17 protein-coding genes, 1 tRNA gene and 1 pseudogene are annotated in these 20,421 nt (G+C 58.7%); 11 read left to right on the forward strand and 8 right to left on the reverse strand.

The genetic code is table 11. The features are described from left to right. Nucleotides 1-60: 60 nt before the first annotated feature. From IAI51_RS01670 to IAI51_RS01680, 3 genes are all read left to right on the forward strand, one after another. On the forward strand, nt 61-483 hold the full coding sequence (locus IAI51_RS01670) for a chemotaxis protein CheY (RefSeq protein ID WP_187676906.1): 423 nt from the start codon (nt 61-63) through the stop codon (nt 481-483). A 133-nt stretch (nt 484-616) separates the two neighbouring features. Then, nucleotides 617-1,243, forward strand: a complete 627-nt coding sequence (locus IAI51_RS01675) for a response regulator transcription factor (RefSeq protein ID WP_187676907.1) — start codon at nt 617-619, stop codon at nt 1,241-1,243. Between the two features lie 10 nt (nt 1,244-1,253). Continuing rightward, nucleotides 1,254-4,472 carry a transporter substrate-binding domain-containing protein gene (locus IAI51_RS01680; protein ID WP_187676908.1) on the forward strand — a complete coding sequence of 1,073 codons (3,219 nt, stop codon included), beginning with the start codon at nt 1,254-1,256 and terminating at the stop codon, nt 4,470-4,472. Nucleotides 4,473-4,476: 4 nt separating this feature from the next. Here IAI51_RS01680 and dkgB read toward each other — a convergent pair whose 3' ends face one another. After that, entirely contained in the window at nt 4,477-5,280 is an 804-nt protein-coding gene (dkgB, locus tag IAI51_RS01685) for a 2,5-didehydrogluconate reductase DkgB (protein WP_187676909.1), read from the reverse strand. Between the two features lie 371 nt (nt 5,281-5,651). On the opposite strand from dkgB, the gene IAI51_RS01690 reads away from it, so the two are divergent. Both IAI51_RS01690 and IAI51_RS01695 read left to right on the forward strand, forming a co-directional pair. Then, complete coding sequence (locus IAI51_RS01690) at nt 5,652-6,518, forward strand: pirin family protein (protein ID WP_187676910.1); 867 nt, start codon at nt 5,652-5,654, stop codon at nt 6,516-6,518. A 220-nt stretch (nt 6,519-6,738) separates the two neighbouring features. Next, nucleotides 6,739-8,181, forward strand: coding sequence for a mechanosensitive ion channel family protein (locus IAI51_RS01695; RefSeq protein ID WP_187676911.1), 1,443 nt, complete (start codon nt 6,739-6,741; stop codon nt 8,179-8,181). Nucleotides 8,182-8,192: 11 nt separating this feature from the next. Here the strand turns inward: IAI51_RS01695 and IAI51_RS01700 are convergent, their stop codons facing one another. Continuing rightward, on the reverse strand, nt 8,193-8,774 hold the full coding sequence (locus tag IAI51_RS01700; protein ID WP_187676912.1) for a GNAT family N-acetyltransferase: 582 nt from the start codon (nt 8,772-8,774) through the stop codon (nt 8,193-8,195). 127 nt (nt 8,775-8,901) lie between these two features. Between IAI51_RS01700 and xth the strand changes: the two genes are divergently transcribed. Beyond that, nucleotides 8,902-9,696 (forward strand): exodeoxyribonuclease III, encoded by a 795-nt coding sequence (gene xth, locus IAI51_RS01705; protein WP_187676913.1) that lies wholly within the window; start codon nt 8,902-8,904, stop codon nt 9,694-9,696. 100 nt (nt 9,697-9,796) lie between these two features. Continuing rightward, nucleotides 9,797-10,639 (forward strand): arylamine N-acetyltransferase family protein, encoded by an 843-nt coding sequence (locus IAI51_RS01710; RefSeq protein WP_187676914.1) that lies wholly within the window; start codon nt 9,797-9,799, stop codon nt 10,637-10,639. Here IAI51_RS01710 and IAI51_RS01715 read toward each other — a convergent pair. From IAI51_RS01715 to IAI51_RS01725, 3 genes and pseudogenes are all read right to left on the reverse strand, one after another. Then, complete coding sequence (locus IAI51_RS01715; protein ID WP_187676915.1) at nt 10,621-11,046, reverse strand: DUF4952 domain-containing protein; 426 nt, start codon at nt 11,044-11,046, stop codon at nt 10,621-10,623. The genes IAI51_RS01710 and IAI51_RS01715 overlap by 19 nt on opposite strands. Beyond that, complete coding sequence (locus IAI51_RS01720; RefSeq protein ID WP_187676916.1) at nt 11,047-11,796, reverse strand: hypothetical protein; 750 nt, start codon at nt 11,794-11,796, stop codon at nt 11,047-11,049. 46 nt (nt 11,797-11,842) lie between these two features. After that, a pseudogene (locus tag IAI51_RS01725) lies at nt 11,843-12,336 on the reverse strand (PAAR domain-containing protein). Nucleotides 12,337-12,553: 217 nt separating this feature from the next. Here IAI51_RS01725 and IAI51_RS01730 point away from each other — a divergent pair. After that, complete coding sequence (locus IAI51_RS01730; protein ID WP_187676917.1) at nt 12,554-14,080, forward strand: nucleobase:cation symporter-2 family protein; 1,527 nt, start codon at nt 12,554-12,556, stop codon at nt 14,078-14,080. A 123-nt stretch (nt 14,081-14,203) separates the two neighbouring features. Here the strand turns inward: IAI51_RS01730 and IAI51_RS01735 are convergent. Next, a tRNA-Asn gene (locus IAI51_RS01735) sits at nt 14,204-14,279 on the reverse strand. A 228-nt stretch (nt 14,280-14,507) separates the two neighbouring features. Here IAI51_RS01735 and IAI51_RS01740 point away from each other — a divergent pair. Beyond that, complete coding sequence (locus IAI51_RS01740; protein WP_187676918.1) at nt 14,508-14,738, forward strand: hypothetical protein; 231 nt, start codon at nt 14,508-14,510, stop codon at nt 14,736-14,738. Here the strand turns inward: IAI51_RS01740 and IAI51_RS01745 are convergent. Next, a complete protein-coding gene (locus tag IAI51_RS01745) occupies nt 14,735-14,935 on the reverse strand; it encodes a hypothetical protein (RefSeq protein WP_053118898.1) in 201 nt (66 codons plus the stop codon). The two genes, IAI51_RS01740 and IAI51_RS01745, sit on opposite strands and share 4 nt — an antisense overlap. 134 nt (nt 14,936-15,069) lie before the next feature. Continuing rightward, a complete protein-coding gene (locus IAI51_RS01750) occupies nt 15,070-16,266 on the reverse strand; it encodes an amino acid aminotransferase (RefSeq protein ID WP_187676919.1) in 1,197 nt (398 codons plus the stop codon). A 337-nt stretch (nt 16,267-16,603) separates the two neighbouring features. Here IAI51_RS01750 and uvrB point away from each other — a divergent pair, with 337 nt between their 5' ends. Both uvrB and gltX read left to right on the forward strand, forming a co-directional pair. Then, entirely contained in the window at nt 16,604-18,619 is a 2,016-nt protein-coding gene (uvrB, locus tag IAI51_RS01755; protein ID WP_187676920.1) for an excinuclease ABC subunit UvrB, read from the forward strand. A gap of 151 nt (nt 18,620-18,770) precedes the next feature. After that, on the forward strand, nt 18,771-20,252 hold the full coding sequence (gene gltX / locus IAI51_RS01760) for a glutamate--tRNA ligase (RefSeq protein ID WP_187676921.1): 1,482 nt from the start codon (nt 18,771-18,773) through the stop codon (nt 20,250-20,252). Nucleotides 20,253-20,421 lie beyond the last annotated feature (169 nt).

Consider the following 20,421-nt stretch of genomic DNA (forward strand, 5'->3'; position numbering starts at 1 on the left):
CGTTACGAAGCTTGCGTAGTCTTGCCGCTTCTCGAAATCGTAACCACCAGGAGATCGAGCATGATCAATAAAGCCCTGCGTATCCTGATCGCCGACCCACAGCATTTCCACCGGCTGAAAATCGAGCGTCTGCTAAACGGCCTCGACTACTTTCGCGTGGCGCCGGTGCAGAGCCTCGCCGAGCTGCTGACGCTGGTGGACTATGGGTGTGAACCGTTCGATGTCGTGATCATCAACGCCGAACTGGCAGCAGGCACGCTGGATTTGTTGGGTTTTCTTCTCGATAACCCACAGGTGCGTCATGCGTTGATCTACAACGAACCCTCGGCGCCGCTGCAAGTGGTTTCAGGCTTCGCGCAGGAAAACGTTCAGATCAATCATGCGGAGTTGCCCAGTGCGCAGGCGATCTGGCACTTGATGTCGATCGTCGACGTTCCCCAGTTGCAGCAGCAACAGCCCGTGCAGCGCCGGGCTTACGCATAGAAAAACGTTTATCGCAACTGTCAGACCTGACAGGTGCTTCATTTGCCGTTCCGTGTAACAGTCTCTGCGCAGCCACTGAGTCTGGATCAACCCATACCAGCGGTCATCGTTAACTGTTGCACCGGGAGTGCTCATGAAGTCAGCGCTGATCGTCGACGATCATCCAGTGGTGCGCGCCGCCATCCGCATCGTGCTGCAAGCCGAAGGGTTCAAGGAAATCTACGAAGCCGCCAATGGTAATGAGGTGCTGGCGTTGATCCGCGAGCACAAACCCCGTCTGGTGATACTCGACCTGCATTTGCCGGCACCTGATGGGCTGGATGTGCTGATGCGGGTAAGGGCCAACGACCTTGACTGCCGAGTCCTGGTGTTCAGTTCCCATGACCCCTTGTTTTACCAGGAGCGCTGTTTGCGCGCCGGGGCAATGGGCTACGTGACCAAAACCAATCAGTTGCAACAACTGCATAAGGCCATTCAAGCGGTGATGTCGGGTTACACCTATTTTTGCGCGCTGCCGGATAATGTCAGCGTGTTGAACGCAGTGCAGTCCACGGAAAAACAGATGATCGATCAACTCTCTGATCGCGAGCTGAGCATTTTCGTACAACTGGGGCAGGGCAAGGCCAACAAGGCGATTGCCGAGGACATGCACCTTAGCCACAAGACCATCAGTACCTACAAAACCCGGTTGATGAAGAAGCTTGGGGTCTGTTCAGCGGTGCACTTGCGCGATTTCGCCAAGCGCAATCATTTGATCTGAGCGAGCAAACATGAGCCTCGCAGGGCGGGTGTGCTGGGTGTGGCTGAGCCTTGTGGCCACCTGCGGGGCAACGGATGCGTCGCAAGTGCTGCAAGTGCTGACCCGCGCCGGGCCGGAGGATATTCAGGTTCGCCTGGACGAACCGGACCGCCAATGGTTGCGTCAACACGCAGTGTTGCGCATGGGCATTTCCGGGCCGGATTACCCACCGTTCGAAATCACCCGCAATCAGCATGAGCTGGAAGGGCTCACGGCCGACTACGCTGATCTGCTCGCCCAGTTGCTCGGTCTCCGTATCGAAGTCCGGCGCTTTGCCGACCGTGATGCAGTCATGGCTGCGCTGAAACGCGGCGAGGTAGATTTGCTGGGCACGTCCAACAGTTTTGAGGCGGCCGACCCGGCATTCATTCTGTCCCGTGCCTATGCCGAGGATCAGCCGATGCTGGTGAGCCGCCTCGACGAAGCCTTGCCGTTGGACCTGGCAGGCAAGCGCGTCGCCATGGTCGAGGACTATCTGCCGCTGGCGAGTGTGCAGGCGTTCTACCCCGAGGCGAGCGTGCAACTTTACTCTTCGGCGATGGATGCGCTCGGCGCAGTGGCGTTCGGCACTGATGATTTTTATCTGGGCGACTTCATCAGTGCCAATTACTTGATCAACACCAATTATCGCAACGACCTGCAATTGGCCGGGCCGTCAGGGCTGGATGCCAATCCATTCGGCTTTGCGTTGTTGCGCAGCGATGTGCGCCTCAAGCGCATCATCGACAAGGCGTTGCTGGCCATTCCCATGGAGCGTCGACAACGTATCGAGCAGCGCTGGAGTGCCGGTGTTGCCGATATGGCCGAACAGTCCCGGGTGCAACTCAGTGCCGCCGAGTTGCAATGGCTGGATCAACATCCTGTGGTGCGGGTCGGCGGCATTGGAGATTTCGCGCCACTGACTTTTTTTGATGCCGACGGCCGCTTCAGCGGACTTTCGGCGCAACTGCTGACCTTGATCAGCCAACGCAGCGGGCTGAATTTCGAGATCGTGCGCGGGGATTCGCTGGATCGTCAGATCGAGCAACTGAAGGCGGGTGAACTGGACGTGCTGCCGGTGGTGACGCCCAGCAGCGAACGTGAAACCGAACTGCAATTCACCCGGGCTTACCTGAACAATCCGTTTGTGCTGGTCAGTGCGTTAACGTCGCAGAGTCCGCGCAATCTGGATGATTTGGAGGGTAGACGCCTGGCGATTTATCGCGGCCATCCGTTGCGTGGTTATCTGCAGGAGCGCGTACCTCGATTGCGCTTCATCGAAGTCAAGAGCCCCGCCGAAGGTATGGAGTTGGTCGCCATGGGGCAGGCTGATGCCGCTGTGAGTTCGTTGGTGGTGGCCCGTTACCTGCTTGCCCGGCATTACCGCGAGCGTCTGCGCATCGCCAGCACCGTCGGCGATCAACCGGCCCGTATCGCGCTGGCCACAGCGCCGCAGGCGCTCATGCTGCATTCGATCCTGAACAAGGCACTGCTGAGCATTGCCCCGCAACAGATGGACGAACTGGTTGAGCGCTGGAGTCATGATGTGGTGGTGGAGGACAGCTACTGGCTGCGTCATCGTCGCGAGATTTTCTTTGGCTTCGCCGGTGCGGCGGGCTTGCTGGTGCTGGCGCTGGGGTGGATCGGTTTTCAGCGTCGGCAGATCCGCCAGCGGCAGCAATGGTTGCAGCAATTGCAGCAGGCCAAAGAGGCTGCGGACGACGCCAATCGCGCCAAGACCACGTTTCTGGCAACCATGAGCCATGAAATCCGCACACCGATGAACGCGCTGATCGGCATGCTCGAACTGGCCCTGAAACGAGCAGAAGAGGGGGTGACTGATCGCCTGGCGATTCAGGTCGCGTCCAACGCCGGGCAACAACTGCTCGCCCTGATCGGCGACATTCTCGACATCGCGCGTATTGAAACCGGGCATTTGTCCCTCGCCCCGGAACGGGCGAACCTGCGTGAACTGGTGGTATCGGTCTGCCGGGTGTTCGAGGGGCTGGCGCGGCAGAAACGCTTGCTGTGGCACATCGAACTCGATGCGTACAGCGACGTCGATGTGTTGATTGACCCGACGCGCTTCAAGCAGGTGCTGTCGAATCTGCTGAGCAACGCGATCAAGTTCACCGAAAACGGCGAAGTGAGTCTGCGCCTTGGTGTGACGCCATTGTCGGCCGAGCGACTGGCCGTGAAAGTGGTTATCGAAGACAGCGGAATCGGCATCAGTGCGCAGGATCGGCAACGGCTGTTCAGTCCGTTCGTGCAGGCGAGCAATCACGCGCAATCGGTGCGCAGCGGTTCCGGACTGGGCCTGGTGATCAGTCGCAGTCTGTGCGAAATGATGGGCGGCGCGGTGCGCCTCGACAGTGAGCCTGGCCGCGGGACGCAAGTTACAGTCAGTCTTGAGTTGCCTCTGCTGGACGCACTCGCACAAAAGCCTCCCACCGCTGAAACGTCGGGTGCGACTGCGTGCTCACTGAGCGTTCTGGTGGTGGACGATCATCCGGTCAACCGTTTGTTGCTGTGCTGGCAGTTGAGTGAACTCGGGCATCGTACGGTCGACACCGAGGACGGCCATTCAGGGCTGGAGCATTGGCGTGCGCAGCTGTTCGATGTGGTGATCACCGACTGCAACATGCCGCGACGCAATGGATATGAACTGGCACGGACCATCCGTGACGAAGAGGTCGCGAGCGGCCGGCCACCCTGCCTGATCCTCGGGTTTACCGCCAATGCGCAGATCGAGGAGAAACGTCGCTGCCTCGACGCCGGCATGGATGAATGTCTGTTCAAACCGATTCGCCTGCATGATCTGCAGCAGGCATTGAATGGCGTGAGCCACTGCGAGAGTGATGTCGACTCGAATGAACAAATTGCTCTGACAGAAATCGACCTGGGTACGCTAGAGCAGATGGCCGGCAATGATCAATCGATGATCGAGCGCTTGCGCGGAGAAGTGCTGAACAGCCTGCATCTCGATCTGCAACGACTGGACAATCTGGGGCATGAGCATGACCGTGGAGGGCTGCGCGAGCTGGCTCATCACATCAAGGGTGGTGCGCAGATGGTCGGTGCCGCGCGCGTGGTTTCGGCATGCGCAGACCTTGAACAGGCTTGCCGCGAGGCCGAAGCCGTCGCGGTGATCATGGCACTCAATCAATTGCGCGAGGCCATGCAAAGCCTCGCGCAACGTCTTCGAGCCTGAGCCTTCAATCCCAGACGGGCGCAATGCCTTTCGGGCTGGTCAGACGATGGCCGCGATCCAGCGTGGCGATTTGCGCCATGTCGGCTTCGCTCAGCGTCAGTGCCGTGGCACCGAGGTTGCTTTGCAGGTTGGCGCGTTTGGTCGACGACGGGATCACCGCGTAACCCGATTGCACGGCCCAGGCGAGGGTGACTTGCGCCGGGGTGGCGTGCAGGCGTTGGGCGATCTGCTGGATCAGCGGATCCTTCAGCACTTCGCCGTAAGCCAGGGTCATGTACGAAGTGATCTGGATGCCCTGACTCTGGGCGAACTCGACCACTTTGCGATTTTGCAGGTACGGATGCAGCTCGATCTGGTTGGTCGCGATGTTGTCGGCGCCGACCGCAGCAATCGCTTGTTTCATCAGGTCGATGGTGAAATTGGAAACACCGATCTGTCGGGTCAGGCCCAGGCGTTTGGCTTCCAGCAGCGCGCCCATGAATATTTCGACCGGCACTTGGTCTTCCGGCGATGGCCAGTGGATGAGCGTCAGGTCGAGGTAGTCGGTCTGCAGTTTTTCCAGGCTTTCCCGGAGGCTGGCGATCAGGCGATCTTTGGCGAAGTTGGCGACCCAGATCTTGCTGGTGATGAACAGTTCTTCGCGAGGAATACCGCTGGCGGCGATGGCCGCGCCGACATCGGCTTCGTTTTCGTAAATCTGTGCGGTGTCGATGACCCGGTAGCCGAGCTCAAGGGCGGTGCTTACCGAATCGATGACCACCTGGCCTTGCAAGCGAAACGTACCAAGACCGAAAGCGGGGACAGACATTGAGGACTCCAGGGTTGCAGTGGGAATGGGCAGGAGTATCCGCGTCTGCATCCGTGAGAAAAACCGTTGGTGTGGCAAAGCACTTTTGATCACAAGTCATGAATCTTTTGCGGGAATTGTGTTGTCTGGCCTGGCCTCTTCGCGGGCAAACCCGCTCCCACAGGTTTCTCTGGTGTTCGCAAAATCTGAGTTCACTGGAGACCCCTGTGGGAGCCGGGCTTGCCCGCGATGGCGGCGCCTCGGTTTTGACTCTGTCCGCGGGCTCACTGTTCTTCAGATAGAACAATGAGGCCGGTTTTTGCCGTCTAGTGCATTAATCGTCATGGATTTAAGCTCAATCCATTGCGTGACTTACCCAATTGGAGCCAACCATGAAAAACATCATCGGTATCTACACCAGCCCGCGCGGCCATTGGGTCGGCGATGGTTTCCCGGTGCGGACGCTGTTTTCCTACGACAACCTGGGCAAACACATCAGCCCGTTCCTGCTGCTCGATCACGCAGGGCCTGCCGAATTCACCCCGACCACCGAGCGACGTGGCGTTGGTCAGCATCCACACCGTGGTTTCGAAACCGTGACGATTGTTTACGACGGTGAAGTGCAGCATCGCGACTCCACCGGCAGTGGCGGCACTATCGGCCCGGGCGATGTGCAATGGATGACGGCGGCTTCCGGGATCCTGCATGAGGAGTTCCACTCGGAAAACTTCGCCAAAACCGGCGGCAAACTGGAAATGGTTCAGCTGTGGGTCAACCTGCCGGCCAAGGACAAGATGGCCGAGCCGGGCTACCAGACCATTCTGGACAGCGACATCCCGAGCATCGCGCTCAAGAACGACGCCGGCAGCTTGCGTCTGATCGCCGGTGAGTTCGACGGTCACACGGGGCCGTCGCGCACCTTCACGCCAATCGATGTGTGGGATCTGCGCCTGAACGCTGGCAAGTTGCTGACGCTGGATCTGCACGATGGCCGCAATACGGCGCTGGTAGTGCTTAAAGGCTCGGTGCAGATCAATGGACAGGAATCAGCGGAGCAAGGGCAACTGGTGTTGTTCGAACGCGATGGCCAGCAACTCACCCTCGAAGCTAGCCAGGATTCGGTGGTGTTGCTGCTCAGCGGCGAGCCGATCGACGAGCCAATCGTCGGTCACGGCCCGTTCGTGATGAACACCGAGCAGGAAATCCATCAGGCCTTCGCCGACTTCCAGTCCGGGCGCTTTGGCCGGATGCACGGCTGACACTCACCCTGTAGGAGCTGCCGCAGGCTCGGGCCGCGATCGGACGATCCTTTGATCTTGACCTTTAAAAATCAACGTCAAAAGATCGCAGCCTGCGGCAGCTCCTACATTGGATATTGCGGTGTTTTTTGGCGGGTGTTCGTTCTCTGAAATCAATTACTCCTACACTGTCCCCAATCTGTGCGATCTTCTCGCGATTGGCCCCCGTCGGAGTTGTTTGATGCTGTCTCTGCTGAGCGAACACCCGTTGTTTTGCGCGTTGATCCTGATCCTGCTCGATCTCGGTCTGTGGCGTCTGATCAGTTCCCATGGCAGCGAGTGGAAACTGCTGGTGCGAGTACTGATATTCACGTTGTTCAGCGTTCTGCTGTTCAACGAAGGCCTCAACCCGATGGAGCCCGCGCCATGGGTCGATAACGTGCCGCTGCATCTGGCGGCGACCGGTTTGCAGATTGGTTGGTGGCTGTTCGGCGCACGCACGCTGACGGTGTTGATCGGCGCAGTGATGATGCAGCGTGTCGGGCACACCGGGCGGTTGCTGCAGGATTTGCTGGGTGCGGTGATTTTCCTGATCGCAATCATTGCGGCGCTGGCCTACGTGCTGGATCTGCCGGTCAAAGGCGTGCTGGCGACGTCCGGCGCTTTGGCGATCATCGTCGGTCTGGCCTTGCAGAGCACATTGAGTGACGTGTTTTCCGGGATCGTGCTCAATACCACCAAGCCTTATCAACTGGATGACTGGATCTCCATCGACGGCACCGAAGGGCGGGTCACTGACATCGATTGGCGCGCCACGCGTCTGCAAACCAGCCAGGGCAGCATGGCGGTCATTCCCAACTCGCTGGCGGCCAAGGCCAAGATCATCAACTTCAGTCGGCCGAGCAACATGTTCGGCGTCTCGGTCAGCGTGCAAGTCAGCCCGCATGCGCGACCCAGTTCGGTGATCGATGCGCTGGAGCGGGCGATGCAAGGCTGCCGTCAATTACTGGAAACACCGGCGCCGAGTGTGGCGTTGAAAAGTTCTGGCAGCAGCGGTTCGGAGTACGAGATCAGTGGTTTCGTCGCGTCGATGGGCGAAAAGCGTGTGGTGCGCAATCAGTTGTTCGATCTGGCGTATCGGCACTTGCAGGCATCCGGGGTCAATCTGCTGTCGAGCGTCGAACCTGTCGTGGCGGGCAATCTCTCGCGGCCACGGGCATTGCTCGACAGCTCGCCGATTTTCTCGACCCTGCGTCAGGAAGAGAAAGACACCTTCAGCCAGAACATGACCCTGCAAACCTTCCGCGCCGGCGAGCAGATTCTGGGGGCAGGGGAGGTCAGCGACCACCTGTTCATCATTGAGTCCGGCGTGGTTACGGTGGCACTGATGCGCCATGGCGCACCGTTCGAGTCCGGACGCATGGGGCCGGGCGAAGTGATCGGCGAGGCAGGCATTCTTTCCGATTCGTCGGTGCCCGCCACGTTTACCGCAAAGACCTTCTGCGCTTTGTACCGCATCGAAAAAACCTATCTGAAACCGTGCCTGGATGCCCGTCACGATATCAGCGATGCCATGAAAACCTTGCTTGATTACCGGCTGCACAAAGCCCAGGCCCTGACTCAGGACGAGCCGGTGGTCGTGCCGAAGAAAGGCTTTTTGCAGTGGCTGCGCAATCGCGCCTGAGTGATCCTGCGTTACTTGTAGCTGGCGAGTTTCTGCTCCAGGTGCAGGCGCACTTGCGGCCACTCGTCGTCGATGATGCTGAAACGCACCGAGTTGCGCTTGCGCCCGTCCGGCATGATCCGTTCGTGGCGGACGATGCCTTCCTGCTGCGCACCGAGGCGCAGGATCGCATGGCGTGATTTCTGGTTGTTCTCGTCGGTGGTGAACTGCACGCGCACGCAGTTCAGCACTTCGAAGGCGTGACGCAACAGCAGGTATTTGGCTTCGGTGTTGACGAAGGATTTCTGCCAGCTCGCCGAGATCCAGCTGCTGCCGATTTCCAGTTTGCGGTTGAGCGCGTCGATCTTCCAGAAACGGGTAGAACCGATCACCTCGCCGCTGTCCTTCAGCACGATGACAAACGGCATCACCGTCCCGGCCTCGCGGCCATCAAGGGCTTTTTTCAGGTAGCTATCGACGGTGGTCGCCGAGGGCACGACGGTGACGGTGAGGTTCCACAACTCGCCGTCGGCGGCGGCTTGGAGCAGGTCGGCGGCGTCGCTGTACTGAAGCGGGCGCAGAAGGATGCGCTGGCCTTCAAGCTTGGTTTGCATGGAATTCTGGTCTCGGCAGTGCGGGCGAATGACGAACGCCTATTACGCCGCAGCGAGACGATCCGATGCAACCAGTGCGGTGGCCGCAGGGTCACTATTTCTATCCCTACCGGCAGGAGCCCGGACGATGAAAAACCTGCGGATCGCCACGTTCAACGTCAACGGCCTGCGCGCACGGTTGCCCAACCTGCTTGATTGGCTCAAGCGCGAGCAACCGGACATCGTTTGCCTGCAAGAGCTGAAATCGCTCGATAGCGCGTTTCCCGCCGGCGAGCTGGAAGCGGCCGGTTATGGCGCAATCTGGCAGGGACAGGCCGCTTGGAACGGTGTGGCGATTCTCGCCCGTGATGCGCAACCGCTGGAAAGTCGCCGAGGCTTGCCGGGCGATCCCGAAGACAAGCACAGCCGTTATCTGGAAGCCGCCGTACATGGCGTGCTGGTCGGTTGTCTGTATCTGCCCAACGGCAACCCGCAACCGGGGCCGAAGTTCGATTACAAACTGGCCTGGTTCGAGCGGCTGATCAGTTACGCGAAGGATCTTCAAGGCAGCGATCACCCCGTGGTGCTGGCCGGCGACTACAACGTCGTGCCCACGGACATGGACATCTACAACACCCGCTCATGGCTCAAGGATGCGTTGCTGCAACCCGAGAGTCGCGAGTGTTATCAGCGCTTGCTTGACCAGGGCTGGACCGATTCGCTGCGACATCTCTACCCGGACGATCGCCTCTACACCTTCTGGGATTATTTTCGTAACCACTGGCAAACCAACTCGGGTTTGCGCATCGACCATCTGCTGCTCAACCCGGCGCTGAGTCCTTATCTGCACGAGGCCGGTGTAGACGCCTGGGTGCGCAACGAACCGCATGCCAGTGACCATGCGCCGACGTGGATTCGTATTGGTTCACGCAAGAAACGCTAGAGGCGATTGGTGAAATCAATTGTCGAAATCAGTGCCCGATCCCGTATACATGGCGACCATCAACGCAGTGACCTGCGGCCCCATGCAAAAGGACTGAGCAATGAGTGAGCCACGCCTGACGAGTTTGACGCTTTATCTGCAACGCCTGGGTTTCGATGCACCGCCGGCGCCGACGCTGGAAACCTTGCGTCAGCTGCAGTTGCGTCACACCGGCGTCTTCCCCTTCGAAAACCTCGCGACGATTACCGGTGCATCGGTAATGATCGATCTTGCGTCAATTGAACAGAAAGTCCTGCACGATGGCCGAGGCGGTTACTGCTACGAGCTCAATCACCTGTTTTTTGCGCTGTTGTCTGAATTGGGCTTCGACGTTCGGGCGATCAGTGGGCGAGTAGTGATGAATCAGCCCGAGGGCACCTGGACCGCGCGCACGCACCGCTTGAGTCTGGTGACACTCGACGGCGTGCGTTACATCACTGATGTCGGTTTCGGTGGCATGGTGCCGACTGCACCGCTGATCCTCGACACCGAGGCTGAGCAAGCCACTCCACACGAACCGTATCGCATCGAAAAACAGAACGATGGTTACATGCTGCGCGCCAACGTCGCGGGAGAATGGCGGTCGATGTACCTGTTCGATCTACAGCGCCAGGAGGACATCGATTTCACCATCGGCAACTGGTACGTCTCGACCCATCCGGAATCACCGTTCGCCAATCGGCTGATGGTCGCGCGCACGGGTAATGGCTGGCGCAAGACGTTGAACAACGGCAGTTTCGCGATCCATCGCATCGGCGGCGAGAGCGAGCGGCGTGATGTCGCGGATGTAGAGGATCTACTCGATCTGCTTGAGGTTGAGTTCGGGATAAGGGTCGCGAGCCCACAGTTGTTGAGGCCGGTGCTCAGACGCCTTATCGAGCCTGGTCAGGGATCTTCAGCGTAGGCATCGACCTGGATCGTGAAGAGATTGATCTTGGCCCATGACTCTCGTTGCCTGACCTCTGTTTCCTCTGAGCCAATGCTGATCAGGTAGTTGATGCCTGTTGCTGGATCTCTGAAACCATTTTGGGTCGAGTCCCAGACACAACAGGCGCGCGTGATCGGCGATATCCCGAAGTGCTGCTCAAGGTACTGTTCGGCTTTAGAAGCATTGGCCCCGGATACTTCATAGCTGGCTGAAAATGGCTGGCCCATGCGGTCAAGCGCCTGCTTGCAGCCTTTGAATTCAACAAACGATGGCTTGTCTGCGAGCTTCGACAGAAAGTCATCACAGCCAAAGTCGGCACTGGCGCTGTTGGCAATTACCAGCAACAGCGCGGGTATCAATCGGATAAGTAGCAGCCGTTTCAATTATTTCTCCACCAGCAGTTCGCCGACATATTTTCCGCCTTCACCTTTGACTCGCCGGCAGATCAGGTAGTCGTAGATATCATTCCATTTGGCCAGCTCATAGAAGGTTACGCAGCCCTCGGAAATGTGGCCAACGTGTATGTAACGGCTGCTGTTGCCCTTCTTGCCCTGCAGTTCGATTGGAAACCAGACGTCTGTGCAATGCAGATTGGCTTTTACCTTGTAGCCGCCCGTGGAAACGTTGGCATGGGAGCGGTCGGGGGCCATGATCCGATGGCGGCCAGGAGGTATCGGCGTGTAGTTCTCATCCCAGATCGTGTTGAGTGTCACCTTGGCCGTCTGGCCGTTGAAGCTGACTTGCGCCCATTGTTGCAGGCGCCGGCCTTTGAACTCTGACACGGCATATGCCGGAGCACCCACATATTTGACTTTCACGGTTGCTTGGCCGGAGGTCGGAGCGTCCGTCAAAAATTGCATCGCGTTTTCGCTTTTCAGGCTGGCAGTCTCTCCGGCGAACTCCGAATTGCCATCGGCAATCCGGAAATACGTCCGACCTCCGGACTCTTTGATGAGGGTGACTTTGGTGAACTCGCACAAGGCTACCAGCAAGCCGGTCGAATCCAGTTTTACCGCCAGCCAACCGTCGTCGTTCGCGCGCTTGGTGTACTTGGTGATGACGGCTGCAGTGTGAGTGCTGCCGGACTGGGCGTTCGAGGTTGCCCGGTTATTGTTCAAGATTGCCTGCGCCATGCGAGTTACAGCTCCTTTGTGTTTTCAGCTGATCGACGTTGAATACTCAAGCCAGGTCGTCAGGTTCAAGATGAAGTTGCTCGCTGGCGCGGGTGGATACCCGCTTGGTCAGTCCGAGTTCATTTGTCACTCCGCGAAATACGACGCCCGATGCTGTCGTGATTTTGTAAGCGAAGTCCGGAACCGGTTCGCCGTCGGCGTCCAGCAAAGTGAACTGTTCGTCGAAGCCCAAATTGATCGGCGCAACGGGAGTGATCGGTGCGCCACCGCCGCTATGGCCAATGATGACGGTTCCGGAACCACCGACGATAACGTCACCGTGGGAACCCAAGCTGCCTTGAATGGCTGCATTTTTCCATTGATAAATACAGTGGCGGAAGTATTGCTTTTGATGGCGCTGCCGCAGGAGGCGGGGTCACCCAATCGGGCGGCTGGCAAGCCGTCGAAGAATACGTCCGGGGAACCGGCGGTGATTTTCTGTCCGGCGTGTGCCGGGCAAGAGGTGGCGTCGGTTACGCGTGCGGCTGGTTTTCCACTCATGCTGAAGTCCTTTTTCAGGCCCTTGGGGGCGGGATCTGCCGTTAGTCCATACGGCGTCTCGGCTGGATCCTGCCACGCGCGGGGCGTGGACTCAACCCTGTTCGTAGGTTGCGGATTAGATGACGCACGGTTGGAAAGTTGTATACAAAGATATAGACACTTGTCGCGAGTTTTGAATACAGTGTGCGCATAACAAAAACCAGGGAACCCCCCAACCATGAAAACGCCCCATGTTTCACACCAACGGCCCGAGGACGAAAATCTCGGGGTCGGCGCGAATATGGCTTACGGCCTGCAACATGTTCTGACCATGTATGGCGGTATCGTCGCGGTACCACTGATCATCGGTCAGGCGGCCGGGCTGTCGCCGGCGGACATTGGTTTGTTGATTGCTGCTTCATTGTTTGCGGGGGGGCTGGCGACGTTGCTGCAAACCCTGGGTCTGCCGTTTTTTGGCTGTCAGTTGCCGCTGGTGCAGGGCGTGTCGTTCTCCGGCGTTGCGACCATGGTGGCGATCGTCAGCAGTGGCGGGGAGGGCGGCTTCCAGTCGGTGCTTGGCGCGGTGATAGCGGCCTCGCTGATCGGGCTGTTGATTACCCCGGTGTTTTCGCGAATTACCAAGTTCTTCCCACCGTTGGTGACCGGCATCGTCATCACGACCATCGGTTTGACGCTGATGCCGGTGGCCGCGCGTTGGGCCATGGGCGGTAACAGCCATGCGCCGGACTTCGGCAGCATGCAGAACATCGGTCTGGCGGCAGTTACGCTGGTACTGGTGTTGCTGCTGAGCAAGGTCGGCAGCTCGACCATCTCACGTCTGTCGATCCTGTTAGCCATGGTGATCGGTACCGTGCTGGCGGTGTTCCTCGGCATGGCGGATTTTTCCAGCGTCACCACCGGCCCGATGTTCGGCTTCCCGACGCCGTTTCACTTCGGCATGCCGACGTTCCACTTCGCCGCGATCCTGTCGATGTGCATCGTGGTCATGGTGACGCTGGTGGAAACCTCGGCGGACATTTTGGCCGTCGGCGAAATCATCGGCACCAAGGTTGACTCAAAACGGCTGGGCAATGGTCTGCGTGCGGACATGCTGTCGAGTATGTTTGCGCCGATCTTTGGCTCGTTCACCCAAAGCGCCTTCGCCCAGAACGTCGGGCTGGTAGCGGTAACCGGGATCAAGAGCCGTTTTGTGGTGGCCACTGGCGGTCTGTTTCTGGTGATTCTCGGCCTGCTGCCGTTCATGGGCCGGGTGATCGCGGCGGTGCCGACTTCGGTACTCGGCGGCGCCGGTATCGTGCTGTTCGGCACGGTGGCAGCGAGCGGTATTCGTACCCTGTCGAAGGTTGATTACCGCAACAACGTCAACCTGATCATCGTCGCCACTTCGATCGGTTTCGGCATGATCCCGATTGCTGCGCCGAACTTCTACGATCACTTCCCGAGCTGGTTCGCGACCATTTTCCATTCGGGCATCAGTTCGTCGGCGATCATGGCGATCCTGCTCAACCTGGCGTTCAACCACTTCACCACCGGTAACTCGCACCAGCAATCGGTGTTTGCGGCAGCGGAAGAGCGAACTCTGCGTTTTCGCGATCTGGCGGCGCTGCGTGAAGGCGATTACTTCAGCGACGGCAAACTGCATGACTGCGATGGCAAAGAAGTGCCGGTGATTGAACCTGATGCGGAGCATGATCATGGGCACGGTGCGCCGAAGGTGCAGACTAAAAGCAGCGAGCATGTCTGACCGCTGTGTCTGAATAGAAAAGGGCCGATCAGTCGCGAGACTGATCGGCCCTCTTTATTGCGCCGGTTTTTCGACCGTCCACAAAAAAGCCCCTGAATCTTTCGATTCAGGGGCTTTGCTATTTGGCTCCACAACCTGGACTCGAACCAGGGACCCAATGATTAACAGTCATTTGCTCTACCAACTGAGCTATTGCGGAATTGGTGCGTATGTTACTGATTCAAAAAGAGAAGTCAAGCATCGGTTGTGAAAATAGGCGATTCGACGAGACGGACGGTGGTTTGTCAGCGATTGACGGTTACCAGAACCGCGCCGGAGGTCTACCATGGCCGCCCGGAAGTGGTAACACGCGCTGCCGGTCATTCGCCGAAAAGGTACGCGCCATGAATCGCCCAGCTATCAAATCTCGCAACAGCGGGGTGCTCGCATGAGCATCGCTCAGATCAGCCTGCCCAAAGGGGTTGGCCCGCACGCCGAAAAGCTCTTCGATGCAATCACTCAAGCCAGCACCGCTGAAGAGTTGAACCGCGCCGGCGGCAAAGCCGAAGGTTTTGTCCTGGGCCTGGAAAGCACCAAGGCGATCAAAAGCCAGATCGCCGAATCGCTCTACGTCGCCTATGACGATGCCGCCAGCCAGCGCGCGACTGAACTGGTTTAACTGCCGAAGGTAATGGTGCCGAGCATCAGTTTGGCGTAAGCCGCGGTGGCTGCAAGTTGCACCAGCCACAGCACCAGACCGCCAAGGAAGACCCCGGCCGCGACTTGCAGTACCAGGCTTTTTTCGCGTTTGGCCGAGGCGCGGGGGATGAAGTCATCCAGGTCGTCACGGTCGGCACGCAGGTTGTCGTTTTTCATTTGGGTTCTCTTCAAAAATCTCGGGTGTACACAAATCTGTAGGAGTGTGTGCAGTCTAGAGGGTGTGGACACGTTTCCGGGACAAATAAAAAACGGGAAGCCCAAGGCTTCCCGTTTTTCATCACGCTGCGAAATCAGATGACTTGAACAATCGCATCCGTCACAGCCTTGATGTTGCTCTGGTTCAGCGCCGCCACGCAGATGCGGCCGGTGTCCAGGGCGTAGATGCCAAACTCGTTGCGCAGGCGGTGAACCTGTTCCGTGGTCAGGCCGGAGTAGGAGAACATGCCGCGCTGACGGCCGACGAAGCTGAAGTCACGCTGTGGCGCTTTCTCTGCCAGCATCGTCACCATTTGCTCGCGCATGCCGCGAATGCGCAGACGCATTTCCGCCAGCTCCGCTTCCCACTGAGCGCGCAGTTCCGGGCTGTTCAGCACGGCAGCGACGATGCTTGCACCGTGGGTCGGCGGGTTGGAGTAGTTGGTGCGGATCACGCGTTTGACTTGCGACAGCACGCGCGCGCTTTCTTCTTTCGATTCGCTGATGATCGACAGAGCACCGACGCGCTCGCCGTACAGCGAGAACGACTTGGAGAACGAACTCGACACGAAGAAAGTCAGGCCGGACTCAGCGAACAGGCGCACAGCAGCGGCGTCTTCGTCGATGCCGTCACCGAAACCCTGGTAAGCCATGTCGAGGAACGGCACGTGCCCTTTGGTCTTGACCACTTGCAGCACGTTGTTCCAGTCCGCCGGGCTCAGGTCGACACCAGTCGGATTGTGGCAGCACGCGTGCAGGACAACGATCGAGCCGTTCGGCAGGGCGTTGAGGTCTTCGAGCAGGCCGGCACGGTTCACATCGTGGGTGGCGGCGTCGTAGTAACGGTAGTTCTGCACCGCAAAGCCGGCGGTTTCGAACAGCGCGCGGTGGTTTTCCCAGCTCGGGTCGCTGATCGCCACGACAGCGTTCGGCAGCAGTTGCTTGAGGAAATCGGCACCGATTTTCAGTGCGCCAGTCCCGCCGACGGCCTGAGTGGTGATGACGCGACCGGCGCTGATCAGCGGCGAGTCGTTGCCGAACAACAGCTTTTGCACGGCCTGGTCGTAGGCAGCGATGCCATCGATCGGCAGGTAACCGCGCGAAGCGTGTTGAGCAGCGCGAACGGTTTCGGCTTCGATCACGGCGCGCAGAAGTGGAATTCGCCCCTCTTCGTTGCAGTAAACACCTACACCCAGGTTGACCTTGGTGGTCCGGGTATCGGCGTTGAATGCTTCGTTGAGGCCCAGGATTGGATCGCGGGGTGCCATTTCGACAGCGGAGAACAGGCTCATTATTACGGCGGCTCTGAATGGAGTGTGGAGGGACGTGTCGCGCTCCAGCCGGATGCACTAGAGCGGTGCACAAACGGGGAGCTAGTATAGAGGCCATCACTGAGCAATGGCGACAGGCGAATCGGCTTTTAGGGCAAGTTTTTCCGATTATTTCTCGACCGTTAGTCGATTGGTCGTGTCAGAGTCTTTCCCGGATGTAGGACGTTTACCTTGAAAGCTGAGGCAATCGACACCACATTGAGCACAATCCAGGTTTTTTCTTGCGCGACATCGGTCGTTTGCGGTGTTTCTCGTGGTGATCCGCTTTGCTTGGATCTCCGCGACCCCAGAGGTGTTTATGTCCGAATTCCAGCTAGTCACCCGCTTCGAGCCCGCCGGCGATCAGCCGGAAGCCATTCGCCAATTGGTGGAGGGCATCGAAGCCGGGCTGGCGCACCAGACGCTGCTCGGTGTGACCGGCTCGGGCAAGACCTTCAGCATCGCCAATGTCATCGCGCAAATTCAGCGCCCGACTCTGGTGCTGGCGCCGAACAAGACTCTGGCCGCGCAGCTGTACGGCGAGTTCAAGGCGTTTTTCCCGAACAACTCGGTCGAGTATTTTGTTTCCTACTACGACTACTACCAGCCCGAAGCGTATGTGCCATCGTCCGACACCTTCATCGAGAAGGATGCGTCGATCAACGATCACATTGAACAGATGCGCCTTTCCGCGACCAAAGCGCTGCTGGAGCGCAAGGACGCGATCATCGTTACCACGGTGTCGTGCATCTACGGTCTCGGTAGCCCGGAAACCTATTTGAAGATGGTGCTGCACGTCGATCGCGGCGACAAACTCGATCAGCGTGCGCTGCTGCGGCGTCTGGCCGATCTGCAATACACCCGCAATGATATGGATTTTTCCCGCGCGACCTTTCGCGTACGCGGCGATGTGATCGACATCTACCCGGCGGAATCGGATCTGGAAGCCATCCGCATCGAGCTGTTCGATGACGAGGTCGAGAGTATTTCCGCGTTCGATCCGCTGACCGGCGAAGTCATCCGCAAGATGCCGCGCTTCACTTTTTACCCGAAAAGCCACTACGTCACGCCGCGCGAAACCCTGCTGGGCGCCATCGAGGGGATCAAGGTCGAGTTGCAGGAGCGTCTCGAATACTTGCGCAGCAACAACAAACTGGTGGAAGCCCAGCGCCTGGAACAGCGCACCCGTTTCGATCTGGAGATGATTCTCGAACTGGGCTACTGCAACGGCATCGAAAACTACTCGCGTTACCTCTCGGGTCGCGACTCCGGTCAGGCGCCGCCGACCTTGTTCGACTATCTTCCGGCCGATGCCTTGCTGGTGATCGACGAATCCCACGTTAGCGTGCCGCAGGTCGGTGCGATGTATAAAGGTGACCGCTCGCGTAAAGAAACCTTGGTGGAATACGGTTTTCGTCTGCCATCGGCGCTGGACAACCGGCCTATGCGTTTCGACGAATTTGAAGGCATCAGCCCGCAAACGATTTTTGTCTCTGCCACGCCGGGCAATTACGAGGCGGAACACGCCGGTCGCGTTGTCGAGCAACTGGTGCGTCCGACCGGTCTGGTGGACCCGCAAATCGAAATCCGTCCGGCGTTGACTCAGGTGGATGATCTGCTCTCGGAAATCACCAAGCGTGTGGCGCTGGAAGAACGCGTATTGGTCACCACGCTGACCAAGCGCATGTCGGAGGATTTGACCGATTACCTCGCCGATCACGGCGTGCGTGTGCGTTATCTGCACTCGGATATCGACACCGTCGAGCGGGTTGAAATCATCCGTGACCTGCGCCTCGGCACCTTCGATGTGCTGGTCGGGATCAACTTGCTGCGCGAAGGTCTGGACATGCCTGAAGTGTCGTTGGTGGCGATTCTCGATGCCGACAAGGAAGGCTTCCTGCGCTCCGAGCGCTCGCTGATCCAGACCATCGGCCGTGCCGCGCGTAACCTCAATGGCCGGGCGATTCTGTACGCCGATCGCATCACCGGTTCAATGGAACGGGCGATTGGCGAAACCGAGCGCCGCCGTGACAAGCAGATCGCCTTCAACCTCGAAAACGGCATCACCCCGAAAGGTGTGTTCAAGGACGTCGCCGACATCATGGAAGGCGCCACCGTGCCCGGCTCGCGCAGCAAGAAGCGCAAGGGCATGGCCAAGGCTGCCGAGGAAAACGCCAAGTACGAAGCCGAATTGCGCTCGCCGAGCGAGATCACCAAGCGTATTCGGGCATTGGAAGAGAAGATGTATCAGTTGGCGCGGGATCTGGAGTTTGAAGCCGCGGCGCAGATGCGCGACGAGATTGCCAAGTTGCGCGAGCGGCTTTTGGCTGTGTGATTGTGCGGTGAATTGTCCGGCCTCATCGCGGCCAGCGGAACTGACAGACACAAACCTGGCTTAAATGCCCTGCCTGCTGGAGCGGGGCGGGTATCGCCTGTTACCATTCGCCGCTTGATTGTTTTGCTTTTCATTCTTTTCGAGACATGCCATGACCACCGTCCGCACTCGCATCGCGCCATCGCCTACCGGGGACCCCCACGTAGGTACCGCTTACATCGCATTGTTCAACTACTGCTTTGCCAAGCAGCATGGCGGTGAGTTCATCCTGCGTATCGAAGACACCGACCAGTTGCGTTCGACCCGCGAGTCCGAACAGCAGATATTCGACGCCCTGCGCTGGCTGGGTATCGACTGGAGCGAAGGCCCGGATGTCGGCGGCCCGCACGGTCCATACCGTCAGAGCGAGCGCGGCGAGATCTATCAGAAGTATTGCCAGCAACTGGTCGACATGGGCCATGCTTTCCCGTGCTTCTGCACCGCTGAAGAGCTGGATCAGATGCGCGCCGAGCAAATGGCTCGCGGCGAAACCCCACGCTACGACGGCCGCGCGCTGCTGCTGTCCAAGGAAGAAGTGGCAGCACGCCTGGCCGCCGGCGAACCTCATGTGATCCGCATGAAAGTGCCGAGCGAAGGCGTCTGCGTCGTGCCGGACATGCTGCGTGGCGACGTCGAGATCCCGTGGGATCGCATGGACATGCAAGTGCTGATGAAGACCGACGGCCTGCCGACGTACTTCCTCGCCAACGTTGTCGACGATCACCTGATGGGCATCACTCACGTACTGCGCGGCGAAGAATGGCTGCCGTCGGCGCCGAAACTGATCCTGCTCTACGAATACTTCGGCTGGGAACAACCGGAGCTGTGCTACATGCCGCTGCTGCGTAACCCGGACAAGAGCAAGCTGTCCAAGCGCAAGAACCCGACATCGGTAACGTTCTACGAGCGCATGGGCTTTATGCCGGAAGCGATGCTCAACTACCTGGGGCGCATGGGCTGGTCGATGCCGGACGAGCGCGAGAAGTTCTCGCTGCAGGAAATGGTCGACAACTTCGACCTCAAGCGTGTGTCCCTCGGCGGACCGATCTTCGACATCGAGAAGCTGTCGTGGCTCAACGGCCAGTGGTTGCGCGATCTGCCGGTGGAAGAGTTCGCCGCCCGCGTGCAGAAGTGGGCATTCAACTCCGAATACATGATGAAGATCGCGCCGCACGTTCAGGGCCGCGTCGAAACCTTCAGCCAGGTTGCACCGCTGGGCGGGTTCTTCTTTGCTGGCGGCGTCAACCCGGATGCCAAGTTGTTCGAATCGAAAAAGCTCTCGGGTGACCAGGTTCGCCAGTTGATGCAACTGATCCTTTGGAAGCTCGAAAGCCTGCGTCAGTGGGAAAAGGACAACATTACCGCGACGATTCAAGCGGTGGTCGAATCCCTGGAGCTGAAACTGCGTGATGCGATGCCGCTGATGTTTGCGGCGATCACCGGGCAGGCCAGTTCGGTGTCGGTACTCGATGCGATGGAAATCCTCGGGCCGGACCTGACCCGTTACCGTCTGCGCCAGGCGATTGACCTGCTGGGCGGCGTGTCGAAGAAAGAAAACAAAGAGTGGGAAAAGCTGCTGGGCGCTATCGCTTAATAGCGTCTGACTCTGCAGGAACCGCCGAAGGCCGGGATCGTTTGATTTCGGCCTTCGGCGTTTTTCCCCCGGACTTTCGGGGGGAGGGCGGTAAGTGATTGTTATGCCGACAAAAAACTTTGAAATATTTTAAAAATAAGTTTGACAGCCCTCCGATACGCCCTTAAGA

The organism is Pseudomonas sp. N40(2020) (assembly GCF_014472415.1).
Classification (GTDB): Bacteria; Pseudomonadota; Gammaproteobacteria; order Pseudomonadales; family Pseudomonadaceae; genus Aquipseudomonas.